The sequence below is a fragment of the Streptomyces sp. NPDC085931 genome (assembly GCF_044540565.1).
In the GTDB taxonomy this organism is placed as follows: Bacteria; Actinomycetota; Actinomycetes; order Streptomycetales; family Streptomycetaceae; genus Streptomyces.
Genome location: NZ_JBITSK010000001.1, coordinates 349,626 through 371,510, shown reverse-complemented (window position 1 = coordinate 371,510; position 21,885 = coordinate 349,626). Strand labels below are relative to the sequence as shown.

19 protein-coding genes are annotated in these 21,885 nt (G+C 72.2%); 13 read left to right on the top strand and 6 right to left on the bottom strand.

Features of this window, described 5'->3' with window-relative positions; genetic code table 11:
- Positions 1-49 precede the first annotated feature (49 nt).
- From ACIGAN_RS01570 to ACIGAN_RS01550, 5 genes are all read left to right on the top strand, one after another.
- Entirely contained in the window at positions 50-1,075 is a 1,026-nt protein-coding gene (locus ACIGAN_RS01570; protein ID WP_365088049.1) for a LacI family DNA-binding transcriptional regulator, read from the top strand.
- 261 nt (positions 1,076-1,336) lie between these two features.
- Positions 1,337-2,467: a GH12 family glycosyl hydrolase domain-containing protein gene (locus ACIGAN_RS01565; protein WP_399854405.1), complete on the top strand. Its 1,131-nt coding sequence runs from the start codon at positions 1,337-1,339 to the stop codon at positions 2,465-2,467.
- A gap of 350 nt (positions 2,468-2,817) precedes the next feature.
- Positions 2,818-5,052 carry a glycoside hydrolase family 3 N-terminal domain-containing protein gene (locus ACIGAN_RS01560; protein WP_399854404.1) on the top strand — a complete coding sequence of 745 codons (2,235 nt, stop codon included), beginning with the start codon at positions 2,818-2,820 and terminating at the stop codon, positions 5,050-5,052.
- An 81-nt stretch (positions 5,053-5,133) separates the two neighbouring features.
- Positions 5,134-7,359, top strand: coding sequence for a glycoside hydrolase family 6 protein (locus ACIGAN_RS01555; protein ID WP_399854403.1), 2,226 nt, complete (start codon positions 5,134-5,136; stop codon positions 7,357-7,359).
- Between the two features lie 56 nt (positions 7,360-7,415).
- Complete coding sequence (locus ACIGAN_RS01550; RefSeq protein ID WP_365088045.1) at positions 7,416-8,498, top strand: lytic polysaccharide monooxygenase auxiliary activity family 9 protein; 1,083 nt, start codon at positions 7,416-7,418, stop codon at positions 8,496-8,498.
- Positions 8,499-8,558: 60 nt separating this feature from the next.
- On the opposite strand, the gene ACIGAN_RS01545 is transcribed toward ACIGAN_RS01550, so the two are convergent.
- Entirely contained in the window at positions 8,559-9,227 is a 669-nt protein-coding gene (locus tag ACIGAN_RS01545) for a hypothetical protein (protein ID WP_399854402.1), read from the bottom strand.
- Between the two features lie 191 nt (positions 9,228-9,418).
- Between ACIGAN_RS01545 and gcl the strand changes: the two genes are divergently transcribed.
- On the top strand, positions 9,419-11,203 hold the full coding sequence (gene gcl / locus ACIGAN_RS01540) for a glyoxylate carboligase (RefSeq protein ID WP_399854401.1): 1,785 nt from the start codon (positions 9,419-9,421) through the stop codon (positions 11,201-11,203).
- Positions 11,204-11,249: 46 nt separating this feature from the next.
- On the opposite strand, the gene ACIGAN_RS01535 is transcribed toward gcl, so the two are convergent.
- The 5 genes from ACIGAN_RS01535 to ACIGAN_RS01515 form a co-directional block, all read right to left on the bottom strand.
- Positions 11,250-11,696 (bottom strand): hypothetical protein, encoded by a 447-nt coding sequence (locus tag ACIGAN_RS01535; RefSeq protein ID WP_399854400.1) that lies wholly within the window; start codon positions 11,694-11,696, stop codon positions 11,250-11,252.
- 153 nt (positions 11,697-11,849) lie between these two features.
- A complete protein-coding gene (locus ACIGAN_RS01530) occupies positions 11,850-12,086 on the bottom strand; it encodes a hypothetical protein (protein WP_399854399.1) in 237 nt (78 codons plus the stop codon).
- Positions 12,087-12,396: 310 nt separating this feature from the next.
- The gene (locus ACIGAN_RS01525) at positions 12,397-13,854 is read right to left on the bottom strand and encodes a catalase (protein ID WP_399854398.1); all 1,458 of its coding nucleotides are present in this window, start codon (positions 13,852-13,854) and stop codon (positions 12,397-12,399) included.
- Between the two features lie 194 nt (positions 13,855-14,048).
- Positions 14,049-14,942 carry a 2-hydroxy-3-oxopropionate reductase gene (locus ACIGAN_RS01520; protein ID WP_399854397.1) on the bottom strand — a complete coding sequence of 298 codons (894 nt, stop codon included), beginning with the start codon at positions 14,940-14,942 and terminating at the stop codon, positions 14,049-14,051.
- A gap of 26 nt (positions 14,943-14,968) precedes the next feature.
- Positions 14,969-15,790 carry a TIM barrel protein gene (locus ACIGAN_RS01515; protein WP_399854396.1) on the bottom strand — a complete coding sequence of 274 codons (822 nt, stop codon included), beginning with the start codon at positions 15,788-15,790 and terminating at the stop codon, positions 14,969-14,971.
- Between the two features lie 297 nt (positions 15,791-16,087).
- Between ACIGAN_RS01515 and ACIGAN_RS01510 the strand changes: the two genes are divergently transcribed.
- The 7 genes from ACIGAN_RS01510 to ACIGAN_RS01480 all read left to right on the top strand — a co-directional run bounded on the left by ACIGAN_RS01510 (position 16,088) and on the right by ACIGAN_RS01480 (position 21,871).
- The gene (locus ACIGAN_RS01510; protein WP_365739733.1) at positions 16,088-16,339 is read left to right on the top strand and encodes a hypothetical protein; all 252 of its coding nucleotides are present in this window, start codon (positions 16,088-16,090) and stop codon (positions 16,337-16,339) included.
- The gene (locus ACIGAN_RS01505) at positions 16,336-16,704 is read left to right on the top strand and encodes a helix-turn-helix domain-containing protein (RefSeq protein WP_365099266.1); all 369 of its coding nucleotides are present in this window, start codon (positions 16,336-16,338) and stop codon (positions 16,702-16,704) included. Before ACIGAN_RS01510 ends, ACIGAN_RS01505 begins: the two co-directional genes overlap by 4 nt.
- 164 nt (positions 16,705-16,868) lie before the next feature.
- Positions 16,869-17,378, top strand: coding sequence for a 2-oxo-4-hydroxy-4-carboxy-5-ureidoimidazoline decarboxylase (gene uraD / locus ACIGAN_RS01500; protein WP_399854395.1), 510 nt, complete (start codon positions 16,869-16,871; stop codon positions 17,376-17,378).
- A gap of 7 nt (positions 17,379-17,385) precedes the next feature.
- Positions 17,386-17,781 (top strand): hydroxyisourate hydrolase, encoded by a 396-nt coding sequence (gene uraH / locus ACIGAN_RS01495; protein WP_365739730.1) that lies wholly within the window; start codon positions 17,386-17,388, stop codon positions 17,779-17,781.
- Positions 17,782-17,785: 4 nt separating this feature from the next.
- On the top strand, positions 17,786-18,733 hold the full coding sequence (gene pucL / locus ACIGAN_RS01490; protein ID WP_365739729.1) for a factor-independent urate hydroxylase: 948 nt from the start codon (positions 17,786-17,788) through the stop codon (positions 18,731-18,733).
- A gap of 111 nt (positions 18,734-18,844) precedes the next feature.
- A complete protein-coding gene (locus ACIGAN_RS01485) occupies positions 18,845-20,224 on the top strand; it encodes an 8-oxoguanine deaminase (RefSeq protein ID WP_399854394.1) in 1,380 nt (459 codons plus the stop codon).
- Positions 20,225-20,482: 258 nt separating this feature from the next.
- Positions 20,483-21,871 (top strand): nucleobase:cation symporter-2 family protein, encoded by a 1,389-nt coding sequence (locus ACIGAN_RS01480; RefSeq protein ID WP_399854622.1) that lies wholly within the window; start codon positions 20,483-20,485, stop codon positions 21,869-21,871.
- Positions 21,872-21,885: the final 14 nt, after the last annotated feature.

The following is a 21,885-nucleotide window of genomic DNA, read 5'->3' as shown; positions in this document are numbered from 1 at the left end:
GCCGGACGGGAGCCCCGGCCCGTAAGATCGGCGCCCTTGGGGGTGACACATGGTCAAGCGGCGGCCCGGTACGACGCCCACGCTGGAGCAGGTGGCCGCGCTCGCCGGCGTCGGGCGGGGCACGGTCTCCCGCGTCATCAACAACGAGGCGGGCGTGCGCGAGTCCACCCGCCTCGCGGTGCAGCGGGCCATCGCCGAACTCGGCTACGTGCCCAACCTGGCGGCGCGGTCGCTGGCGGGGCGGCGGGCCGACGCCGTGGCGCTGGTGATGACGGAGCGCGACTGGCGGCTGTTCGGCGAGCCGTTCTTCTCGGAGACGGTCACCGCCGTCGGCGACGCGCTCGCCGAGACCTCGGTGCAGCTGCTGCTCACGCTGGTCCGCACGGACGCCGAGCGGCAGCGGTTCGTCGAGTACGCGCGCGGCGGCCGGGTCGACGGCGTGCTGCTGATGTCGGTGCGCGCCGAGGACCGGCTGCCCGACATGCTCGCCGACGCGGGCCTGCCCACCGTGCTGCTGGGCCGCCGCTCCGGTGACGAGCAGATCACCTACGTCGACGCGGACAACGTCGGCGGTGCCCGCGAGGCGGTGACCCACCTGCTGGCGGGCGGCCGGCGGAAGATCGCGGCCATCACCGGGCCGCTGGACATGTACGTCGCCCGGTGCCGGCTGCGCGGCTACCAGCAGGCCCTGGAGCAGGCGGGGTTGCCCGCGCCCGGCTCCTGGACCGTCGAGGGCGACTTCACCGAGGCGAGCGGGCGCCGGGCGATGGCCGAACTCCTGGAGCGCCACCCGGACGTGGACGCGGTCCTCGCCGCCTCCGACACCATGGCCTCCGGCGCCCTGGCCGTGCTGCGCGCGGCGGGGCGCCGGGTCCCCGACGACGTGGCGGTCGTCGGCTTCGACGACTTCGAGCTCGCCCGGCACACCGACCCGCCGCTGACCACCGTCCGCCAGCCGCTGGAGCAGATCGGCCGGACCATGGTGCGGCTGCTGCTGGAGGAGATGGACCAGCCGGAGGTGGCGTGGCGCCATGTGATCCTGCGGACGCAGCTGGTGGTGCGGGAGTCGGCGTGAAGCCGTCCGGGAGCGCTCCCAACTCCCGCATGTGGCGCACCCGTTGATCGGTACGGCCGACGCACCGCACTGACCTGCGGCTTCGAAATTCATTCGATGGATTCCCGTCTAACGGGTTGTCAGGGACATGGAGTGGCTCCTACAGTCGCGACCGAAACCGGTGAGGTGGGAGCGCTCCCATCAGTGGGGAGGTGGGAGCGCTCCCGAACTCCGAAGCCGCAGCACCTCCGTCATCCGGTTCCCACGGAGAGAGGCCCCCGCATGCGATCGTCACCGCACCGCCTCCGCACCGTCCGCGCCCTGTTCGGCGCGCTGCTCACCACGCTCGCCACCGTCGCGGCGCTCCTCGCCGCCACCGCGCCCGCCCGGGCGGACACGGTCGTCTGCGAGCAGTTCGGCTCGACCGTGATCCAGGGCCGCTACGTCGTCCAGAACAACCGCTGGGGCACCAGTGCTCCGCAGTGCGTCACCGCGACCGACACCGGCTTCCGGGTCACCCAGGCCGACGGCTCGGTACCCACCAACGGGGCGCCGAAGTCCTACCCGTCGGTCTTCAACGGCTGCCACTACACGAACTGTTCGCCGGGCACCAACCTGCCGGCGCAGATCAGCACCATCTCCAGCGCGCCCAGCAGCATCTCGTACGGCTACGTCTCGGGCGCCGTGTACAACGCCTCGTACGACATCTGGCTGGACCCGACGCCCCGCACCGACGGCGTCAACCGCACCGAGATCATGATCTGGTTCAACCGGGTCGGGCCGATCCAGCCGATCGGCTCCCAGGTCGGCACCGCCTCCGTCGGCGGGCGCAGCTGGGAGGTGTGGACCGGCAGCAACGGGTCCAACGACGTGATCTCCTTCGTCGCACCCTCGGCGATCTCCAGCTGGAGCTTCGACGTCATGGACTTCGTCGACCAGACCGTGGCCCGGGGCCTGGCGCAGAGCAACTGGTACCTGACCAGCGTCCAGGCCGGTTTCGAGCCGTGGCAGAACGGTGCCGGGCTCGCCGTGAACTCCTTCTCGTCCACCGTCGACACCGGCGGCCAGGGCCCGGGCGGCCCCGGCCAGCCCGCGACCGCCTGCCAGGTGGCCTACGACGCCAACGTCTGGCAGGGCGGCTTCACCGCCGACGTGACCGTGAAGAACACCGGCTCGGCCGCGGTCGACGGCTGGAAGCTCGGCTTCACACTGCCGTCCGGGCAGCGGGTGTCGAGCACCTGGAACGCGACCCTCTCCGGGACCGGCGGCGCCGTCACGGCGAGCCCCGTCGCGCACAACGCGCGGATCGCGGCCGGCGGCACCCAGTCCTTCGGCTTCCAGGGCACCTACAGCGGCTCCTTCGCCGAGCCGTCCGGCTTCACCCTGAACGGCACCGCCTGCTCCGTCGCCTGACCCGCGGCGCACCGACCCGCTCCGGGCTCCGCCCTGCGCCGAACGGGCGGACCCCGGAGCGTTCCACCCCGTCGCGGGCCCTCGCCCGGGGCAGCGCCACCGGGCCACCGGCGAGCCCCGTCCGGTGAACCGTCCCGCCCCGTCCCGGGCGGCCGCACGACCGGGCCGCCCGGAGTCCCGCTCGCCTCACCCTGCCGGGGGTCCGCTCCACCGGCCCACCGGCACCTCCTGTCCGCCGTACCTCCCCGTGTCCGGCACCGCGTCCCGTCCCCCCGGCCGCACCACGCCGGCGGCGCCGCCGGGCCACGCCTCGCCCCGCCCCTCCGGCCCGCATCCGGAAAGGCTCCGCCATGACCCCACCCCCGCCCGCAACCGCCGTCCCCCCTCCCGCCCGGCGGTCCGTCCGCCGCCCGGCGTTCGTCGCCGCGCTGTGTGCCGCCGCGCTCGTGGTGACGGGACTCGCCGCAGCCCCGCCCGAGCGGGACACCGTGCGGGCCGCCGCCGTGCTGCCGTACCAGGATCCGGCCCTGCCCGTGCCGCAGCGGGTCGAGGATCTGCTGGGCCGGATGACGCTGGACGACAAGCTCGGCCAGATGACGCAGATCGAGAAGGACGCCCTGGTCCCGCGCTCCGATCTGGCCACCTACCGCATCGGCTCGGTGCTCTCCGGCGGCGACTCCACCGTCAGCCCCAACAACGCGCAGACCTGGGCCGACACCTACGACGCCCTCCAGCGCACCGCCCTGACCACCCCGCTCGGCATCCCGATGATCTACGGCATCGACGCCGTGCACGGCCACAACGCGGTGCGCGGCGCCACCCTCTTCCCGCACAACATCGGCCTCGGCGCCACCCGCGACCCCGCCCTGGTGCAGCGCGTGGGCCGCGCGGTCGCCGAGGAGGTCGCCGGCACCGGCATCGACTGGTCGTTCGCGCCGTGCCTGTGTGTGGCCCGCAACGACCGCTGGGGGCGTACCTACGAGTCGTTCGGCGAGACGCCCGAACTGCCCACCGCCATGACGTCGTTCATCACCGGACTGCAGGGCACCGCCCTGGGCGGCGACCCGGCCTCGGTGCTCGCCACCGCCAAGCACTACCTCGGCGACGGCGGCACCACCGGCGGCGTCGACCAGGGCAACACCCAGCTCACCGAGGCCGAACTGCGCGCGATCCACCTGCCGCCCTTCAGGGAGGCCGTCAAGCGCGGCGTGGGCTCGGTGATGCTCTCCTACAGCAGCTGGAACGGGGTGCGCTCGCACGCCCACAAGTACCTGGTCACCGACGTCCTCAAGGGCGAGCTGGGCTTCACCGGCTTCGTCGTCTCCGACTGGGCGGCCATCGACCAGCTCGACGGGCAGAGCGGGTTCACCGGCGCCGAGATCGCCACCGCCGTCAACGCGGGCGTCGACATGGTGATGGTCCCGCACGACTACAAAAAGTTCCTGAGCCTGCTGCGCGGCGAGGTCACCGCGGGCCGGATCTCCCAGGCCCGGATCGACGACGCCAACCGGCGCGTGCTGACGAAGAAGTTCCAGCTCGGGCTGTTCGAACGGCCGTTGACCGACCGCGCGTACACCGCCACGGTCGGCTCGGCCGCCCACCGCGCCCTCGCCCGGCAGGCGGTGCGCGCCTCGCAGGTGCTGCTGAAGAACGACGGCGACGTCCTGCCGCTGCCGCTGCCGAAGACCGGCCGGCTGTTCGTCGCCGGGAAGTCGGCCGACGACATCGGCAACCAGAGCGGCGGCTGGACCGTCGGCTGGCAGGGCCGCAGCGGTCCCGTCACCGAGGGCACCACCGTCCTGCAGGGCATCCGCGCCGCCGTCGCCGACCCCTCCCGGGTCACCTACGACCGCTACGGCAACGGCATCGACGGCGGCTACACGGCAGCCGTGGCCGTCGTCGGCGAGACCCCCTACGCCGAGATGCGCGGCGACCGGCCGGACGGCATGGGCCTCGACCAGGAGGACCTGCAGACCCTGGCCCGGCTGAAGGCCAGCGGCGTGCCCGTCGTGGTCGTGCTGGTCTCCGGCCGCCCGCTCGACATCGCGGCCCACCTGCCCGACTGGAAGGCCCTGCTCGCGGCCTGGCTGCCCGGCACCGAGGGCGGCGGCGTCGCGGACGTGCTCTTCGGCGACCACGCGCCCACCGGCAAGCTGCCCATGACCTGGATGCGCAGCGCCTCCCAGCAGCCGATCAACGACGGCGACGGCAAGAGCCCGCTCTTCCCCTACGGCCACGGCCTGACCTACGGCACGGACCCCGATCCGGACCCGGAGCCCGATCCCGACCCGCACCCGGCCGCGGCCTGCACCGCCACCCACAAGCTGGTCAACTCCTGGCCGGGCGGCCACCAGGCGGAGGTCACCGTCAAGAACACCGGCACGGGCCCGGTCACGGGCTGGACGGTCGACTGGGACCTGGGAGGCGCGACCGTCACCAGCCTGTGGAACGGCACCCACACGGTCACGAACGGCCGGATCACGGTCCGCGGCACCGGCACGCTCGCCGCCGGCGCCACCACCTCGTTCGGCTACACGGCGAACGGCAGCGCGGGCACCCCCGCCCCGCGCTGCACCCCCGCCTGACCGGCCCACGGTTCTCCCCACCGGTTGATCCCGCGGCTGTCCCCACACCCCTCACCCGCACCCCCGCACCGAGGAGAGCACATGACAGACCGGAACAGACGCGACGCGGACACCCGCCCGCGCCGGCCGCGCCGCAGGCGCGCCGCGGCACTCGCCACCGCCCTGGCCACCCTGCTGCTGGGGGCGGCGGCCCAGGTGTCGGCCCCGGAGGCGTCCGCGGCGGAGGCGCATGTCGACAACCCGTTCGCCGGCGCCTCGTTCTACGTCAACCCGGACTACGCGCGCCTGGTTGACGGATCCATCGCCCAGACCACCGACGCGACGCTCAAGGCCAGGATGGAGAAGGTCAAGAGCTATCCGACGGCCGTCTGGCTGGACCGGATCGCCGCCATCCACGGCGGTGAGGCCAACGCGGGCCGCAAGAGCCTCGCCGACCACCTGGACCTGGCACTCGCCCAGAAGAAGCCCGGCCAGCCGCTCGTCGCCACCTTCGTCGTGTACGACCTGCCGGGCCGCGACTGCTCCGCCCTCGCCTCCAACGGCGAACTGCCGCTCACCGCGGCCGGGTTGGCGCGTTACAAGAGCGAGTACATCGACGAGATCGCCGAGGTCTTCGCCGATCCCAAGTACCAGGACATCCGCATCACCACGGTCATCGAACCGGACGGCCTGCCGAACCTGGTCACCAACCTCAACGACCCCGAGTGCGCCCAGGCCAAGAGCAGCGGCATCCAGGTCGAGGCGATCCGCTACGCCCTGAACAAGCTGCACGCCGTCCCGAACGTGTACACGTACCTGGACTTCGCCCACTCCGGGTGGCTCGGCTGGGACAACAACCTCGCCCAGACCACCCAGCTGTACACGGACGTCGTCAAGGGCACCACGGCGGGTCTTCGCAGCGTCGACGGCCTGATCACCAACGTCGCCAACTACACGCCGCTCGCCGAGCCGTTCCTGACCGACCCGAACAAGACGGTCGGCGGCAACCAGATCCGGTCCGGCAAGTACTACGAGTGGAACCCGAACTTCGACGAGTCGGACTTCACCAAGGCCGTGCACGCCGCGCTGGTGGCACAGGGCTGGCCCGCCTCCACGGGCATGGTCGTCGACACCTCCCGCAACGGCTGGGGAGGCGCTGCCCGGCCGACCGCCGAGTCCACCAGCACGGTCCTCGACACCTACGTCAGCCAGTCCAAGGTGGACCGGCGCACCCACCGCGGCCTGTGGTGCAACGTCAACGGAGCCGGTCTCGGGCAGCCCCCGCAGGCCTCGCCCGCCGGGTACCCGGACTCGCACCTCGACGCCTTCCTGTGGATCAAGCCGCCGGGGGAGTCGGACGGGGCCAGCAAGGACATCCCGAACGACGAGGGCAAGCGCCCGGACCCGATGTGCAACCCGGACTACACGGCGCCCAACGCGGGCGGCAACCCGACCGGCGCCATGCCGGACGCGCCGCTCGCCGGCCACTGGTTCCACAACCAGTTCACGATGCTGGTGCGCAACGCGTACCCGGCCGTGCCCACGGACGGCGGCGGCGAGCCCGACCCGGCCGACACCACCGCGCCCACCGCGCCGGCCGGTCTGAGGTCCACCGCGAAGACCGCGAGCAGCGTCTCCCTGGCGTGGACGGCGGCCACCGACGACGTGGGCGTCACCGGTTACGACGTGTACCGCAACGGCACCAAGGCCAACGCCTCGACGGTCACCGGCACCACGTTCACCGACACCGGGCTGAGCGCGGCCACCGCGTACAGCTACACCGTCCGGGCCCGCGACGCCGCCGGGAACGTCTCCGCGGCCTCCGCCGCGCTGAGCGTCACCACCGAGGCGGGCGGCGGCGGACCCGACCCGGCCGGCGGCCTCAAGGTCACCTACAAGAACAACGACGCCTCGGCCGCCGACAACGGCATCCGCCCCGGCCTGCGGATCGCCAACACCGGCAGCGCCGCCGCGGACCTCACCAAGGTCACCGCCCGCTACTACTTCACCCGGGACGGCGGCTCGTCCACCGTGAACGCCTTCTGCGACTACGCGGCCGTCGGCTGCTCCAGCCTCTCACTGCGGGTGGTGCCGCTGAGCACCCCGGTCGCGGGCGCGGACGCCTATCTGGAGGTCGGCTTCAAGAGCGGCACCCTCGCCGCCGGCAAGGACACCGGCGACGTCCAGCTGCGCCTGGCCAAGTCCGACTGGTCCGCGTTCGACGAGACCGACGACCACAGCCGCACCACCGCCGCCTCCTACACCGACGCCCCCAGGATCCCCGCCTACCTCAACGGCGCCCTGGCCTGGGGCACGCCGCCGGCCTGACCCGCCCCGAACCCCCCGGGGAGACAACCGAACCCACCATCCCCACAGGAGAGAACATGGCTCGAAGCACCAGACGCCCCCTGTCGTTACTGGCGGTCCTGGTCACCCTGCTCAGCGGGCTCGGTCTGGCCCTGATCGGCCAGAACAGCGCGCAGGCGCACGGCGTGACGATGACGCCCGGCTCGCGGACCTACCTGTGCTGGCTGGACGCCAAGACCAGCACCGGCTCCCTGGACCCGACGAACCCCGCGTGCAAGGCCGCGCTCGCCGAGAGCGGCGCGTCCTCGCTGTACAACTGGTTCGCCGTGCTGGACTCCAACGCGGGCGGACGCGGCCCGGGTTACGTCCCGGACGGCAAGCTGTGCAGCGCCGGCGACCGCTCCCCGTACAACTTCACCGGCTACAACGCCGCCCGCGCCGACTGGCCCCGCACGCACCTCACCTCCGGGGCGACCATCCGCATCAAGCACAGCAACTGGGCGGCGCACCCGGGCGACTTCCGGGTGTACGTCTCCAAGCCCGGCTATTCGCCCACCAAGCCGCTGGGCTGGGGTGACCTGGAGCTGATCCAGACGGTCACCAACCCGCCGCAGTCCGGTTCGGTGGGCAGCGAGTCCGGCCACTACTACTGGGACCTGAAGCTGCCCTCGGGCCGCTCGGGCGACGCGATGATGTTCATCCAGTGGGTGCGCTCGGACAGCCAGGAGAACTTCTTCTCCTGCTCGGACATCGTCTTCGACGGCGGCAACGGCGAGGTGACCGGCATCCGCGGCTCGGGCGGCTCCCCTGACCCGACGCCCACGCCGACCCCGACGCCCACCGACCCGCACACCGGGTGCATGGCGATCTACAAGGTGACCAACTCCTGGGGCGGCGGCTTCCAGGGGTCCGTCGAGGTGATGAACCACAACACCACCGCGCGTGACGGCTGGGCCGTGCGCTGGCAGCCGGGCGCCGGCACCCGGATCAGCCAGGTCTGGAACGGCACGCTGAGCACGGGCACCGACGGCACGGTGACGGTCAGGCACGCCGACCACAACCGCACCATCCCGCCGGACGGCACCGTCACGTTCGGCTTCACCGCCACCTCGACCGGCAACAACCTGCCGGTCGGCTCCCTCACCTGCGTCAACCCGTAACACCGCGCACGACGGCGCCGGCTCCCGCTCCGCGGGGGCCGGCGCCGGCCCGTGGGCGTCTCAGGCGGCGAACGCCTCGGCCGGCTCGTTCACCGCCTGGGGAGTGCCCGTCAGATCGAGCACGAACAGCGGCACGCCGAGCGCGTCGGCGCGGGCGCGGGCCTCGTCGCCGTACCCGGCGAGGGAGAAGTAGACGCAGGCCGCGGACTCCGTCATCGCGGTCAGCCACAGGCATTCCACGTCCCGCGCGTCGGCCGGGCGCACGGTCGGGTCCACCTGGGCCAGCACGCCCCGCGCGGCGAGCCCGATCCCGGACGGCGGGCGCCGGTCGGCGCGCCGTACGTCCCGGTGGCCGAGCCAGCGCAGATAGAGGGCGGCCGCGGTCACCGCGTCGCGCGCGGTGCGGATGGTCACCGGCCGGAAGGCGGGGCGCACCGGCCGCGGCGGGATGTCGCGCGGGGCGTCGCGCACGTCCGCCACCGACAAGCGCAGCATCGTGCCGCAGGGACAGCCCAGTTCCGGGTGCGGCCACGCGGAGGGACGGTCGCAGGCCGCGCAGTGCACGGTCACCCACTCCTCGTCCCAGGACCGATGGGTGACGGCGGCCGGCAGCGCCCGCGGATCGAGCGGTGGCGCGACGGGCGCCCCGCAGGCGCACGGATACGACGGCGCGGCGAACAGATGGGCGCGCCCACAGGCCGGGCAGCGCACCGGCACGCTCTCGGACATGCCCCCATGGTCCACCCGCGGGCCCCCGCCTGTCCGTTGCTCCGCCCATCACCCCGGACGTCTCTTGACGGCTACCCCGCACCCCCCTACATTGCTTCCAGATAGTAGAAACTAAATTCCGCAATACGGAAGGTGCTCACGGCGGGGCGCGACGGGAGTGCGTATCCGACAGCCGAACCAGGAGTAGTTCCATGGCTCGTATGACCGCTGCCCGCGCGGCAGTCGAGATCCTCAGGCGTGAGGGCGTCACCGACGCGTTCGGTGTCCCGGGCGCGGCGATCAACCCCTTCTACGCGGCGCTCAAGGCCTCCGGAGGCATCGCCCACACCCTCGCTCGGCATGTCGAGGGCGCCTCCCACATGGCCGAGGGCTACACCCGCACCCACCCGGGCAACATCGGCGTCTGCATCGGCACCTCAGGGCCGGCCGGCACCGACATGATCACGGGCCTGTACTCCGCGATCGGCGACTCCATCCCGATCCTGTGCATCACGGGCCAGGCCCCGACCGCCGTGATCCACAAGGAGGACTTCCAGGCCGTCGACATCGCCTCGATCGCCAAGCCGGTCACCAAGATGGCCGTGACCGTCCTGGAGGCCGCGCAGGTCCCGGGCGTCTTCCAGCAGGCGTTCCACCTGATGCGCTCGGGACGGCCCGGCCCGGTCCTCATCGACCTGCCGGTCGACGTGCAGCTGACGGAGATCGAGTTCGACCCGGAGACGTACCAGCCGCTGCCGGTCTACAAGCCCGCCGCGTCCCGCGCCCAGGTCGAGAAGGCCCTCGGCATGCTGAACGCCGCCGAGCGGCCGCTGATCGTCGCCGGCGGCGGCGTCATCAACGCCGACGCCTGCGAACTGCTCGTGGAGTTCGCCGAGCTGACCGGCACGCCCGTCGTGCCCACGCTGATGGGCTGGGGCATCCTGCCCGACGACCACGAACTGAACGCCGGCATGGTCGGCCTGCAGACCTCGCACCGCTACGGCAACGCGACCTTCCTGGAGTCCGACTTCGTCCTCGGCATCGGCAACCGCTGGGCCAACCGCCACACCGGCAGACTGGACGTCTACACCGCCGGACGGACGTTCGTCCACGTCGACGTCGAGCCGACCCAGATCGGCAAGATCTTCGCCCCCGACTACGGCATCGCCTCCGACGCCAAGGCGGCCCTGGAACTGTTCGTGGAAGTCGCCCGCGAGACGAAGGCGGCCGGCCGGCTGCCCGACCGCTCCGCCTGGGCCGCCTCCGCGCAGGAGCGCAAGGCCACGCTCCAGCGCCGTACGCACTTCGACGACATCCCGATCAAGCCGCAGCGCGTCTACGAGGAGATGAACAAGGCCTTCGGCCCCGAGACCCGGTACGTCTCCACCATCGGCCTCTCCCAGATCGCCGGCGCCCAGATGCTCCACGTCTACCGGCCGCGCCACTGGATCAACTGCGGCCAGGCCGGCCCGCTCGGCTGGACCGTCCCGGCCGCGCTCGGCGTCGCCAAGGCCGACCCGGAGGCGTCCGTCGTCGCGCTCTCCGGCGACTACGACTTCCAGTTCATGATCGAGGAACTGGCCGTCGGCGCCCAGCACCGCATCCCGTACGTCCACGTCCTCGTGAACAACTCCTACCTGGGGCTGATCCGGCAGGCGCAGCGGGCCTTCGAGATCGACTTCCAGGTCAACCTGGAGTTCGAGAACCTCAACTCACCGGAGATCGGCGTCTACGGCGTCGACCACGTCAAGGTCGCCGAGGGCCTGGGCTGCAAGGCGATCCGGGTGACCGACCCGGCCGAGCTGGGCGCCGCGTTCGAGCAGGCCAAGAAGCTCGCGGCCGAGTACCGGGTCCCGGTGGTCGTCGAGGCGATCCTGGAGCGGGTCACCAACATCTCCATGTCGACGACCAACGACATCGGCGACGTCGTGGAGTTCGAGGAGCTCGCCACCGAGCCGGGGCACGCCCCGACCTCCATCAAGACGCTGAAGGCCTGACACCGGCGACACCAGGGGCGGCCCGTCCGGCAGGACGGGCCGCCCCTCACGCATGCGCGGACGCGCCGCTCACTCCCCGGCCCCGCCGCCGCAGCAGGAGGAGCCCCCGCCCCCGCCGCCCGTGCCGCGGGGCGAGTGCTCCAGAGCGCCTTGCCGCCCACCTCGGGCCGAGCAGCGGGTGGCGCGGCAGGCCGGCGTCCGCGAGCGGGACGCGCGTCAGCGCGACGGCCAGCCGGATGCCGGGGTCCTCCATCAGGGTCTTGAGCCCGGCGGGTTTCCGCACACGCGTGTGCACCGCCTCGGCGGGTGGCGGGAGCGGCCGCGGCCCTCCACGGCGTCCCCGGCGCCCCGGCCCGGCGTCCCCGGGCGGGTCGGCCTCGGTCAGGCCCCGCAGGTGCAGGTCCACCACGGCGACGGTGACGGCGGCCCGCGGGCCGTCCCCCCGCGGTGCGATCCCGCGCGGCGCCGGCGGCACCGCCGTACCGTCGCTCATGGCTCACCCCCGTACCGGGCCCGCCGCCCCCGTGCCGGCGGGCCCGTGTGCCGAGAATGTGCCCGGCCCCGGGGGCGGTTGAAGCCCCCGGGGCCGGGTTCAGAGGTTCATTTGAGGGTGCCGTACGGGGTGTACGACCGGTGCCGTACGCGCTCAGGCGCCGTGGTGCTCCGAGAGCCCGGGCCAGTCGTCCGGTCCGCCGCCCTGCCACTCGACGAGGTCGTTGTCCTCGACGTCCGTGACGTACAGGTCCGCCAGGCGCAGGATCTCCGCCACGTCGTCGACGTGGGTGGCGACGCCCAGGGGCTCGTCGCCCAGCGTGACCCGGCGCGAGCCGTCCAGGGCGGGAGCGTGGACCACGACGTGCGGCTGCTCGGTCGGATGTGCCATGCCTTCAGGCTGCCGCCGACGGGGCGGTTCCGCACCCCGGGGCGGGCCGGCCGTCCGGCGGCGCGAGGCTGGGCGCGACAGGACGTTCGCGCCGCCGGACGGGGTCGAGGGGAGGGGGAGCGTGTGCTGGGACCGCGGCGGGTGCGACGGGATCCGGAGCGGGCTTCCCTCAGGTCGAGAAGCCGGTCCTGATCCCTTCACCACCGCACTGGCTCGCGCCCGCCGCGGTCCGCGCCCTGCCCGTGTCCGTGTCCGGGACGGCCACCCCTCATCCGGGCCGCCGGCGGCGGTCGGACGCGGGCAGGGAGTCTCAGTCCTCGCGCAGCGCGCGGACCGCCTCCTCCACGCGCCGGCCGTAGTCGGGGTCGGCGGCGTGGAAGTGCGCGAGGTTCTTCTCGATCACGTCGTCGCGGGAGACCCGGGACAGGCCCCCGGCGATGTTCGCGACCAGGCGGGACTTCTCCTCGGCGGACATCAGCCGGTACAGCTCGCCCGCCTGGAAGAAGTCGTCGTCCTTGGTGTGCAGGGGCGCCGCGTGGGTGCCGGTGTGGCCGTGCACCGCGAGCGGGGCCGACAGCGGCCGGCCGGTCTCGGCCGGGCCGTCGTAGGAGTTCGGCTCGTAGTTCTTGGCGTACCGGCCCTGCGGGTTGGTGGCCATGAGGCCGTCCCGGCCGTAGTTCTCGGCGGTGGTGGCCCGGGGCGCGTTGACGGCCAGCTGCGTGTGGTTGACGCCCAGCCGGTAGCGGTGGGCGTCCGCGTAGGCGAACAGCCGGCCCTGGAGCATCTTGTCGGGCGAGGGTCCGATGCCCGGCACGAAGTTGTTCGGGGAGAACGCGGCCTGCTCGACCTCGGCGAAGACGTTGTCCGGGTTGCGGTCCAGCACCAGCCGGCCCACGCGGCGCAGCGGGTGGTCCGCGTGCGGCCAGACCTTGGTCAGGTCGAAGGGGTTGAAGCGGTACTCCGCCGCCTCGGCCGCCGGCATGATCTGCGCGTACAGCGTCCAGGACGGGTGCACGCCCCGCTCGATGGCCTGCAGCAGGTCCGTCTGGTGGGAGTTGGGGTCCTTGCCCGCGAGCTCGGCCGCCTGCTCGCTGCTCAGGCAGCGGATGCCCTGGTTGGTCTTGAAGTGGTACTTGACGAAGAAGGCCTCGCCGCGGGCGTTGGTCCATTGGTAGGTGTGCGAGCCGTAGCCGTTCATGTGCCGGTACGAGGCCGGGATGCCGCGGTCGCCCATCAGCCAGGTCACCTGGTGCGTGGCCTCGGGGGAGTGGGCCCAGAAGTCCCAGACGTTGTCCGGCTCCTGACGGCCCGTGAACGGATCGCGCTTCTGCGAGTGGATGAAGTCGGGGAACTTGATCGGGTCCTTGATGAAGAAGACCGGGGTGTTGTTCCCGACGAGTTCGTAATTGCCCTCGCGTGTGTAGAACTTGACGGCGAAACCGCGCGGGTCGCGCACGGCGTCCGCGCCGCCGAGGCTGTCGGCCACGGTCGAGAAGCGCAGGAACACCTCGGTGCGCCGGCCCACCTCGCCGAGGAAGTCGGCGTGGGTGAACTCCGTGACGTCGTCGGTGACTTCGAAGTGGCCGTAGGCGCCCGAGCCGCGGGCGTGCACCACGCGCTCCGGGATGCGCTCGCGGTTGAAGCGCGCGAGCTTCTCCAGCAGGTGCTGGTCCTGGAGCAGGAGCGGGCCGCCGACGCCGGCGGTGGCGGAGTTCTGGTTGTCGGCGACGGGGGCGCCGGACTCGGTGGTGAGCACGCGCTGCGACATCGTGACCTTCCGTACGAGAGGGCAGCGGAAAAATGTTTCCGCTTTGTGGAGCCTAGGGTCGGGGCGAGCGGAGCGTCAACAGTTTGTTGAAGCGGTGGGCATGGGTGGACCGGGCGGTGCCGCCCCTTTGGGCGCGACAGGACAGGTGTCAGCGGCGGCACCGCCCGGAGCAGGGGGCCCTGGGAGGGCGAGGGTCAGAGCTGTGCGCCGGAGAGCCGCTCCACGGACCGCAGCAGCGCCGAGTGGTCCAGGCCGCCGTCGCCCTGCGCGCGCAGGGACGCCACCAGCTGGGCGACCACCGCGCCGACGGGCAGGGCCGCGCCGACGGTGCGGGCGGCGTCCGTGACGATGCCCATGTCCTTGTGGTGCAGGTCGATCCGGAAGCCCGGGGTGAAGTCGCGGGTGAGGAAGTTGTCCTTCTTGCGGGCCAGCACGGTCGAGCCGGCCAGGCCGCCGCCCAGGACCTCCAGCGCCGCCGCAAGGTCCACGCCGGACTTCTCCAGGAAGACCACGGCCTCCGCGCACGCCTGGATGTTCACGGCGACGATCAGCTGGTTGGCCGCCTTCACCGTCTGGCCGGAGCCGTGCGGGCCGCACAGCACGATGGTCCTGCCCAGCGCCTCGAAGACGGGCTTCGCCTCGTCGAAGTCGGCCTGCTCACCGCCGACCATGATGGACAGCACGGCCTCGATCGCACCGGCCTCACCGCCGGAGACCGGCGCGTCCAGGACGCGGATGCCCTTCTCAGCCGCGGCCTTGGCGAGGTCGATCGAGGTCTGCGGGGTGATCGAGGACATGTCGATCAGCAGCGCCCCGGACCGGGCGTTGTCCAGGATCCCGTCGGGGCCGTAGGCGACGGCCTCGACCTGCGGCGAGGCGGGCACCATCGTGATGACGACGTCCGCGTCCCGCACGGCCTCGGCGATGGAGGAGGCGGCCGTTCCGCCCGCCGCGGCCAGCCGGTCCAGCTTGTCCCGCTCCAGCGTGTAGCCGGTGACCTGGTAACCCGCCTTGATCAGGTTCTCGGACATGGGGGAGCCCATGATGCCGAGGCCGATCCAGGCGACCTTGGGGAGAGTGCTGCTCATGATGGGGTGCCTTTCGGTGGAGAGGGTCAGCGGGGCAGCCAGTCGAAGGCCTCGGCGCTCGGGCGGTCGCCCGGCTTGTACTCGAGGCCGACCCAGCCGTCGTAGCCCGCCTTCTTCAGCCGGTCGAGGAGGTCTTCGAGCGGGAGCGAGCCCGTGCCGGGCGCGCCGCGGCCCGGGTTGTCGGCGATCTGGACGTGGCCGGTCTTCGCGGCGAACCGCTCGATCACCGCCGGCAGGTCCTCGCCGTTCATGGACAGGTGGTAGAGGTCCATGAGGAAGCGCGCGTTGCCCAGTCCGGTGGCCGCGTTGACCCGGTCGACGACCTCGACGGCGGCGGGCGCGGACACCAGCGGGTACAGCGGCGACTCGGGCTTGTTCAGTGCCTCGATCAGCAGCACCGCGCCGATCCGGTCGGCGGCCCGGGCCGCGAGGACCAGGTTCTCCAGCGCGAGCGCGTCCTGCTCGGCCGGGTCCACGCCCTCGACGCGGTTGCCGTACAGGGCGTTGAGGGCCCGGCAGCCGAGCGAGGCGGCGAAGCCGGCGGCCACGTCGAGGTTGGCGCGGAACCGCTCCGACTCCGCGCCGGGCAGCGACAGCGCGCCGCGGTCCGGGCCCGGCAGCTGCCCCGCGTAGAAGTTCAGCCCGGTGAGCTGCACGCCCGCGTCCTCGATCGCCCGCTTCAGGGCGTCGAGCCGGGACTGCTCCGGCGTGGGTGTGTCGGTCCAGGGCCACCACAGCTCGACCGCGGTGAAGCCGGCCGCGGCGGCGGCCGCGGGGCGCTCCAGGAGCGGGAGTTCCGTGAAGAGGATCGACAGGTTGACGTTGAAGCGCTGGTCTGCGAATCCCATCGGGCCGCGCTCCCTTCCGCTGTATTTCGTATTGTGGAAGTTGCTTTCTGCTTAACGGAAGACTGCCGTCGGGTCTCCCCGCTTGTCAAGGGGGTGGGGGAGGGTCCGTCCCCGGGCGGGGGAGCGTCCGTCCCCCGGCTGCGCCTGGATCGCCCGGCAGTCGCGGCCCGCCCCGTCCGTCCGTGCGTCGGCTAGGGTCGCCTCGTGGCGGACCCGGCGTGTCCGCCGCTCCCCGCCGCGTCCGGCCCGTCACGGGCGGGCCGGCGGCGGTGCAGGTCATCACGGTGAGGGGGCGCTATGCGCTTGAGGGTGGAGTTCACGACCGAGCCCTTCGACCTGGACGAGGCGCCCGCGCACGCGCTGGTCGCCCGCGAGGTCGTGGAGGGGGCCGGACTGGACGCCGTGGACGTCGGCCCGTTCGGCAACACCGCGCAGGGCGGCGCCGACGCGGTGCTCACCGCCGTCGACGCCCTGCTCCGCAGGACCCTGGAGGCCGGTGCCACCCGGATCTCGCTCCAGGTCAACGTGGTCGCGGAGGACCAGGCATGACCGGCACGGGGGACGAGCCGTTCATCGCGGCGGTCAAGCCCCTGGTCGACGCCATGGGCGGCGAGATGGTGCCCCCCGACGAGGCCGGCCCCGACGACGTCGTGCTGTCCTGGGAGGGCCGCGACGCCGTCGCCGTACGGCTGCCGCAGCTCGCCGACTCCCTCGATCACATCCTGGCCGCCATGGAGCGCCGCAAGGGCATGCCGCTGGCCGACCTGGACCGCAAGGCCAAGCAGGAGGTCGTGCGCATACTGGAGGCGCGCGGCGCCTTCTCCGTGCGGCACGGCGTGGAGACGGTGGCGAGCGCCCTCGGCGTCAGCCGCTTCACCGTCTACAACTACCTCAACCGCGAGAAGGGGTCCTGACCGGTCCCTTCCCGGCCGGACCGCGCCCGGTGGTCGCCGCGCGGTTTCGCCGCCGTTTCCCCGCCGCGAATTTTCAACAAACTGTTGACGGGTTGTCGCGGGAGGGCGTTAGCTATCGGCACGCCCGTTCAGCACGACGGCCGCATCCGGCCACGGAGGCTCCCGTGACTTCCCGTTCCACGCCGCCGGGCCTGGCCCGGTTCAACACCCTGGAGGAGCACGCGGCCCGCACCGCGCTCCACGAGGCGTGCGCCTCCACGGCGTGGGCGACACGCCTGCTCGCCAACCGCCCCTACGCCACCCCCGAGGACCTGTACACCGCGAGCGACGCCGCCACGGCGGACCTGACGGACCCGGACCTCGACGAGGCGATGGCCGGACACCCGCCCATCGGCCGCCCCAGGCCCGGCGACCCCACCTCCGCCCGCGAACAGCGCGGCATGGCCGGCGCCTCCGACGCGCTCAAGGCGGAGATGCTGGAACTGAACCTCGCCTACCAGGAGAAGTTCGGCCATGTCTTCCTGATCTGCGCCACCGGCCGCACCGGCGAGCAGATGCGCGACGCGGTCCGGGAGCGGATCGGCAACACGCCGGAGCGCGAGCGGGAGATCGTCCGCACCGAACTGGGGAAGATCAACCGCATTCGCCTGGCCCGACTCGTCGAAGAGGACTGACCGCACCATGAGCACCTCCGCCACCGCGTCCGTGTCCACGCACATCCTGGACACCAGCGCCGGCCGCCCGGCCGAGGGCGTCGCCGTCCGGTTGTCCGCCCGCTCCGGGCGTGCGGCCGGCTGGCGGGCGCTCGGCGGCTCGGCGACCGACGCGGACGGCCGGTGCAAGGACCTCCCGGCCCTGCCGGAGGGAACCACCCATGTGCGGCTCGACTTCGCCGTCGAACCGTACTTCGAGAAGAAGCAAGCCGATGCGCAGCAGGACGCCCCCGCGAATCGGGACAGCGGCGCCGATGTGTTCTTCCCGGAGGTGGCGATCACCTTCGCCGTCGTCCCGGGCGAGCACTACCACGTACCGCTGCTGCTCAACCCGTTCGGCTACTCCGTATACCGAGGGAGCTAGCTAGATGACCGTCAATTCCCGCCCCGGCCGCCCCGTCCTGCTGGGACAGAACCAGTACGGCAAGGCCGAGAACCGAGTCGTGAGGATCACGCGGGACGGCGCCACCCACCACATCAAGGACCTGAACGTGTCCGTGGCGCTGAGCGGCGACATGGACGAGGTCCACTACTCCGGCTCGAACGCCAACGTCCTGCCGACCGACACCACCAAGAACACGGTGTTCGCCTTCGCCAAGGAACACGGCATCGAGTCCGCCGAGCAGTTCGGCATCCACCTCGCCCGGCACTTCGTCACCAGCCAGGAGCCGATCCACCGGGCCAGGATCCGCATCGAGGAGTACGCCTGGGAGCGGATCGAGGCCTCCGACGCCACCTCGCAGTTCATCGGCGCCGACGAGGTCAAGCACTCATTCGTCCGCAAGGGCCAGGAGACCCGCCTCACGCAGATCACCTACGACGGTGAGAAGTGGGAGGTGATCTCGGGCCTGAAGGACCTGGTCGTGATGAACTCGACCAACTCCGAGTTCTGGGGCTACGTCAAGGACAAGTACACGACCCTGAAGGAGGCCTACGACCGCATCCTGGCCACCGAGGTCTCCGGCCGCTGGCGCTTCAACTGGACCGACGACGACGCGCGCATGCCGCACTGGGAGAAGTCCTACGAGCAGGTGAAGAAGCACATGCTCCAGGCCTTCGCCGAGACCTACTCGCTCTCGCTGCAGCAGACGCTGTACCAGATGGGCGCGCGGATCATCAACCACCGCAGCGAGATCGACGAGGTCCGCTTCTCCCTGCCGAACAAGCACCACTTCCTGGTCGACCTGGAGCCGTTCGGGCTGAAGAACGACAACGAGGTCTACTACGCCGCCGACCGCCCCTACGGCCTGATCGAGGCGACGATCCTCCGGGAGGGGAGCGAGGCGCGCATCCCGGCGGACCTCACCAACCTCTGACGTTCCCCCTTTTTCGGCACCCGTGGCCGGGGGCAACCCGACCCCCGGCCACGGCACTCAAACTCCCGGGGTCCTGCCGTGCCCTGCCCACATCAGCGCAAAGGACGAACCATGGCAGCTGACCGGCGCATCGTCATCGACAACTGTGCGATCGCGACCGTCGACGCGCACGACACCGAGTACGCCTGTGGACACGTCGTCATCGCCGGCAACCGCATCGAGTCCCTCGGCGCGGGCCCCGCCCCCGAGGGCCTGCGGGACGTGGCCCGCCGCATCGACGCCTCCGGCCACCTCGTGACCCCCGGCCTGGTCAACACGCACCACCACTTCTACCAGTGGATCACCCGGGGCCTGGCCACCGATCACAACCTCTTCGACTGGCTCGTCGCGCTCTACCCCACCTGGGCCCGCATCGACGAGCCGATGGTCCGCGCGGCGGCCCAGGGCTCGCTGGCGATGATGGCCCGCGGCGGCGTCACCACCGCCATGGACCACCACTACGTCTTCCCGCACGGCTCCGGCGACCTGTCCGGCGCGATCATCGGCGCCGCCCGCGACATGGGCGTCCGCTTCACCCTCGCCCGCGGGTCCATGGACCGCAGCGAGAAGGACGGCGGCCTGCCCCCGGACTTCGCCGTGGAGACCCTCGAGGGCGCGCTCGCGGCCACCGAGGAGACCGTCCGCCGGCACCACGACTCCTCCTTCGACGCCATGACGCAGGTCGCCGTCGCCCCCTGCTCGCCCTTCTCCGTCTCCACCGAACTGCTCCGGGACGGCGCGCAGCTGGCCCGCCGCCTCGGCGTGCGCCTGCACACCCACGGCTCGGAGACCGTCGAGGAGGAGAAGTTCTGCCACGAACTGTTCGGCATGGGCCCGACCGACTACTTCGAGTCCACCGGCTGGCTCGGCGAGGACGTGTGGATGGCGCACTGCGTCCACATGAACGACTCCGACATCGCCGCCTTCGCCCGCACCAGGACCGGCGTCGCGCACTGCCCCTCCTCCAACGCCCGCCTCGCGGCCGGCATCGCCCGCGTCCCCGACATGCTCGCCGCCGGCGTCCCGGTCGGCCTCGGGGTCGACGGCACCGCCTCCAACGAGTCCGGCGAACTCCACACCGAGCTGCGCAACGCCCTCCTCATCAACCGCCTCGGCGGTCACAAGGAGGCCGCGCTCGACGCCCGCCAGGCGCTTCGCCTCGGCACGTACGGCGGCGCCCAGGTCCTCGGCCGGGCCGCGCAGATCGGCTCCCTGGAGCCCGGCAAACTCGCCGACCTGGTCCTGTGGCGGATGGACACCCTCGCCCACGCCTCCATCGCCGACCCGGTCACCGCCCTGGTCCTCGGCGCGGCGGCCCCGGTCACCGCCTCCTTCGTGAACGGCCGGCAGATCGTCGAGGACGGGCGCCTGCTCACCGCCGACGAGGACGCGATCGCCCGCGCCACGCGCGACGAGGCGCGGCGCCTGGCACGGATCACCGCCGAGGCCTGACCCCCACCCGGATACTCCGGCCGGGAGGGACGGCTCCCGGCCGGCGGCCGCGGACCCGAGCGGGGCCCGCGGCGGCTGTCTCCGGAGGCGTGCGCCCACGCGAGCGCCTCCGGAGACGGTCACCACCGTCCGCCGGTCCCTCCCCCAAGCTCTCGGCTTCGCTCGAGCAGGGAGGCACCCATGACCACCCGCACCACCTCCCTGACACCCACGGCAGCCCTTCGGCGCGGCCGTGTAACCGACCGGAGGGACGCCGCCGTGGCCGACCACCCCGTTGACGAGAAACTCCCCGCGATCAAGATGGCGACGACCGGCCTGCAGCACGTGGCCGCCATGTACGCCGGAGTCGTCGCCCCGCCCCTGATCGTCGGCGCGGCCATCGGCCTGACCGCCACCGACCTGACCTTCCTCACCGGCGCCTGCCTGTTCACCGCGGGCCTCGCCACCTTCCTGCAGACCCTCGGCATCTGGAAGATCGGCGCCCGGCTGCCGTTCGTCAACGGCGTCACCTTCGCCGGTGTCGCCCCGATGACCGCCATCGTGGCCTCCACCGAGGACAGGTCCGACGCCCTGCCGGTCATCTTCGGCGCGGTCATCGTCGCCGGACTCCTCGGCTTCCTGGCGGCCCCCGTCTTCTGCAAGGCGATCCGCTTCTTCCCGCCCGTGGTCACGGGCACGGTCATCACCCTGATCGGCATATCGCTGCTGCCCGTCGCCTTCGGCTGGGCCCAGGGGCCGGACCCGGCAGCGGACGGCTACGGCTCGGCGACCAACCTGGGCCTGGCGGGCGTGACCCTGCTGATCGTGCTGCTGCTGCGCCGGTTCACCCGGGGCTTCGTCAAGCAGATCGCCGTGCTGCTGGGCCTGGTCGCCGGCACCCTGATCGCGATCCCGTTCGGCGTCACGGACTTCGGCCCGGTCGCGGACGCGGACGTCATCGGCTTCCCGACGCCGTTCCACTTCGGCGCCCCGCAGTTCCAGCTCGCCGCGATCCTCTCGATGTGCGTGGTGATGGTGGTGTCGATGACCGAGTCGACCGCCGACATGCTGGCCCTCGGCGAGATCGTCGACCGCCCGGCCGACGAGAAGACCATCGCCGCCGGACTGCGCGCCGACACCCTCGGCTCGGCGATCAGCCCCCTGTTCAACGGCTTCATGTGCAGCGCCTTCGCCCAGAACATCGGACTGGTCGCGATGACGAGGATCCGCAGCCGCTACGTCGTCGCCGCGGGCGGCGGTTTCCTGGTGCTGATGGGCCTGTGCCCGATGGCCGCCTCACTGATCGCCGTCGTACCGCGCCCGGTGCTCGGCGGGGCGGGCGTGGTCCTGTTCGGCTCGGTCGCCGCCAGCGGCATCCAGACCCTGGTCCGGGCCGGCCTGGACAAGGACAACAACGTCCTGATCGTCGCCGTCTCCCTGGCCGTCGGCATCGTCCCCATCACCGCGCCGGAGTTCTACCACGCCTTCCCCGAGACGGCCCGGATCGTCCTGGACTCCGGCATCTCCACCGGCTGTGTGGCGGCGGTGCTGCTGAACCTGGTCTTCAACCACCTGGGCCGCGGCGGCCGGGACGCCCACGACGTGACCCACCCGATGGAGCCGGGCGAGGAGCTCACCAGCACCCCCAAGACACCGGCCACGCCATGACCCCCCTGTCGGGC

Excerpts from the sequence above, each read along its gene's own strand:
- ACIGAN_RS01555 (WP_399854403.1), top strand. The coding sequence starts at position 5,134 with ATGACAGACCGGAACAGACGCGACGCGGACACCCGCCCGCGCCGGCCG.
- ACIGAN_RS01550 (WP_365088045.1), top strand. The coding sequence starts at position 7,416 with ATGGCTCGAAGCACCAGACGCCCCCTGTCGTTACTGGCGGTCCTGGTC.
- ACIGAN_RS01530 (WP_399854399.1), bottom strand. The coding sequence starts at position 12,086 with ATGGCACATCCGACCGAGCAGCCGCACGTCGTGGTCCACGCTCCCGCC.
- ACIGAN_RS01525 (WP_399854398.1), bottom strand. The coding sequence starts at position 13,854 with ATGTCGCAGCGCGTGCTCACCACCGAGTCCGGCGCCCCCGTCGCCGAC.
- ACIGAN_RS01570 (WP_365088049.1), top strand. The coding sequence starts at position 50 with ATGGTCAAGCGGCGGCCCGGTACGACGCCCACGCTGGAGCAGGTGGCC.
- ACIGAN_RS01520 (WP_399854397.1), bottom strand. The coding sequence starts at position 14,942 with ATGAGCAGCACTCTCCCCAAGGTCGCCTGGATCGGCCTCGGCATCATG.
- ACIGAN_RS01535 (WP_399854400.1), bottom strand. The coding sequence starts at position 11,696 with ATGAGCGACGGTACGGCGGTGCCGCCGGCGCCGCGCGGGATCGCACCG.
- gcl (WP_399854401.1), top strand. The coding sequence starts at position 9,419 with ATGGCTCGTATGACCGCTGCCCGCGCGGCAGTCGAGATCCTCAGGCGT.
- uraH (WP_365739730.1), top strand. The coding sequence starts at position 17,386 with ATGAGCACCTCCGCCACCGCGTCCGTGTCCACGCACATCCTGGACACC.
- pucL (WP_365739729.1), top strand. The coding sequence starts at position 17,786 with ATGACCGTCAATTCCCGCCCCGGCCGCCCCGTCCTGCTGGGACAGAAC.
- ACIGAN_RS01545 (WP_399854402.1), bottom strand. The coding sequence starts at position 9,227 with ATGTCCGAGAGCGTGCCGGTGCGCTGCCCGGCCTGTGGGCGCGCCCAT.
- ACIGAN_RS01505 (WP_365099266.1), top strand. The coding sequence starts at position 16,336 with ATGACCGGCACGGGGGACGAGCCGTTCATCGCGGCGGTCAAGCCCCTG.
- ACIGAN_RS01515 (WP_399854396.1), bottom strand. The coding sequence starts at position 15,790 with ATGGGATTCGCAGACCAGCGCTTCAACGTCAACCTGTCGATCCTCTTC.
- ACIGAN_RS01560 (WP_399854404.1), top strand. The coding sequence starts at position 2,818 with ATGACCCCACCCCCGCCCGCAACCGCCGTCCCCCCTCCCGCCCGGCGG.
- ACIGAN_RS01565 (WP_399854405.1), top strand. The coding sequence starts at position 1,337 with ATGCGATCGTCACCGCACCGCCTCCGCACCGTCCGCGCCCTGTTCGGC.
- ACIGAN_RS01485 (WP_399854394.1), top strand. The coding sequence starts at position 18,845 with ATGGCAGCTGACCGGCGCATCGTCATCGACAACTGTGCGATCGCGACC.
- ACIGAN_RS01510 (WP_365739733.1), top strand. The coding sequence starts at position 16,088 with ATGCGCTTGAGGGTGGAGTTCACGACCGAGCCCTTCGACCTGGACGAG.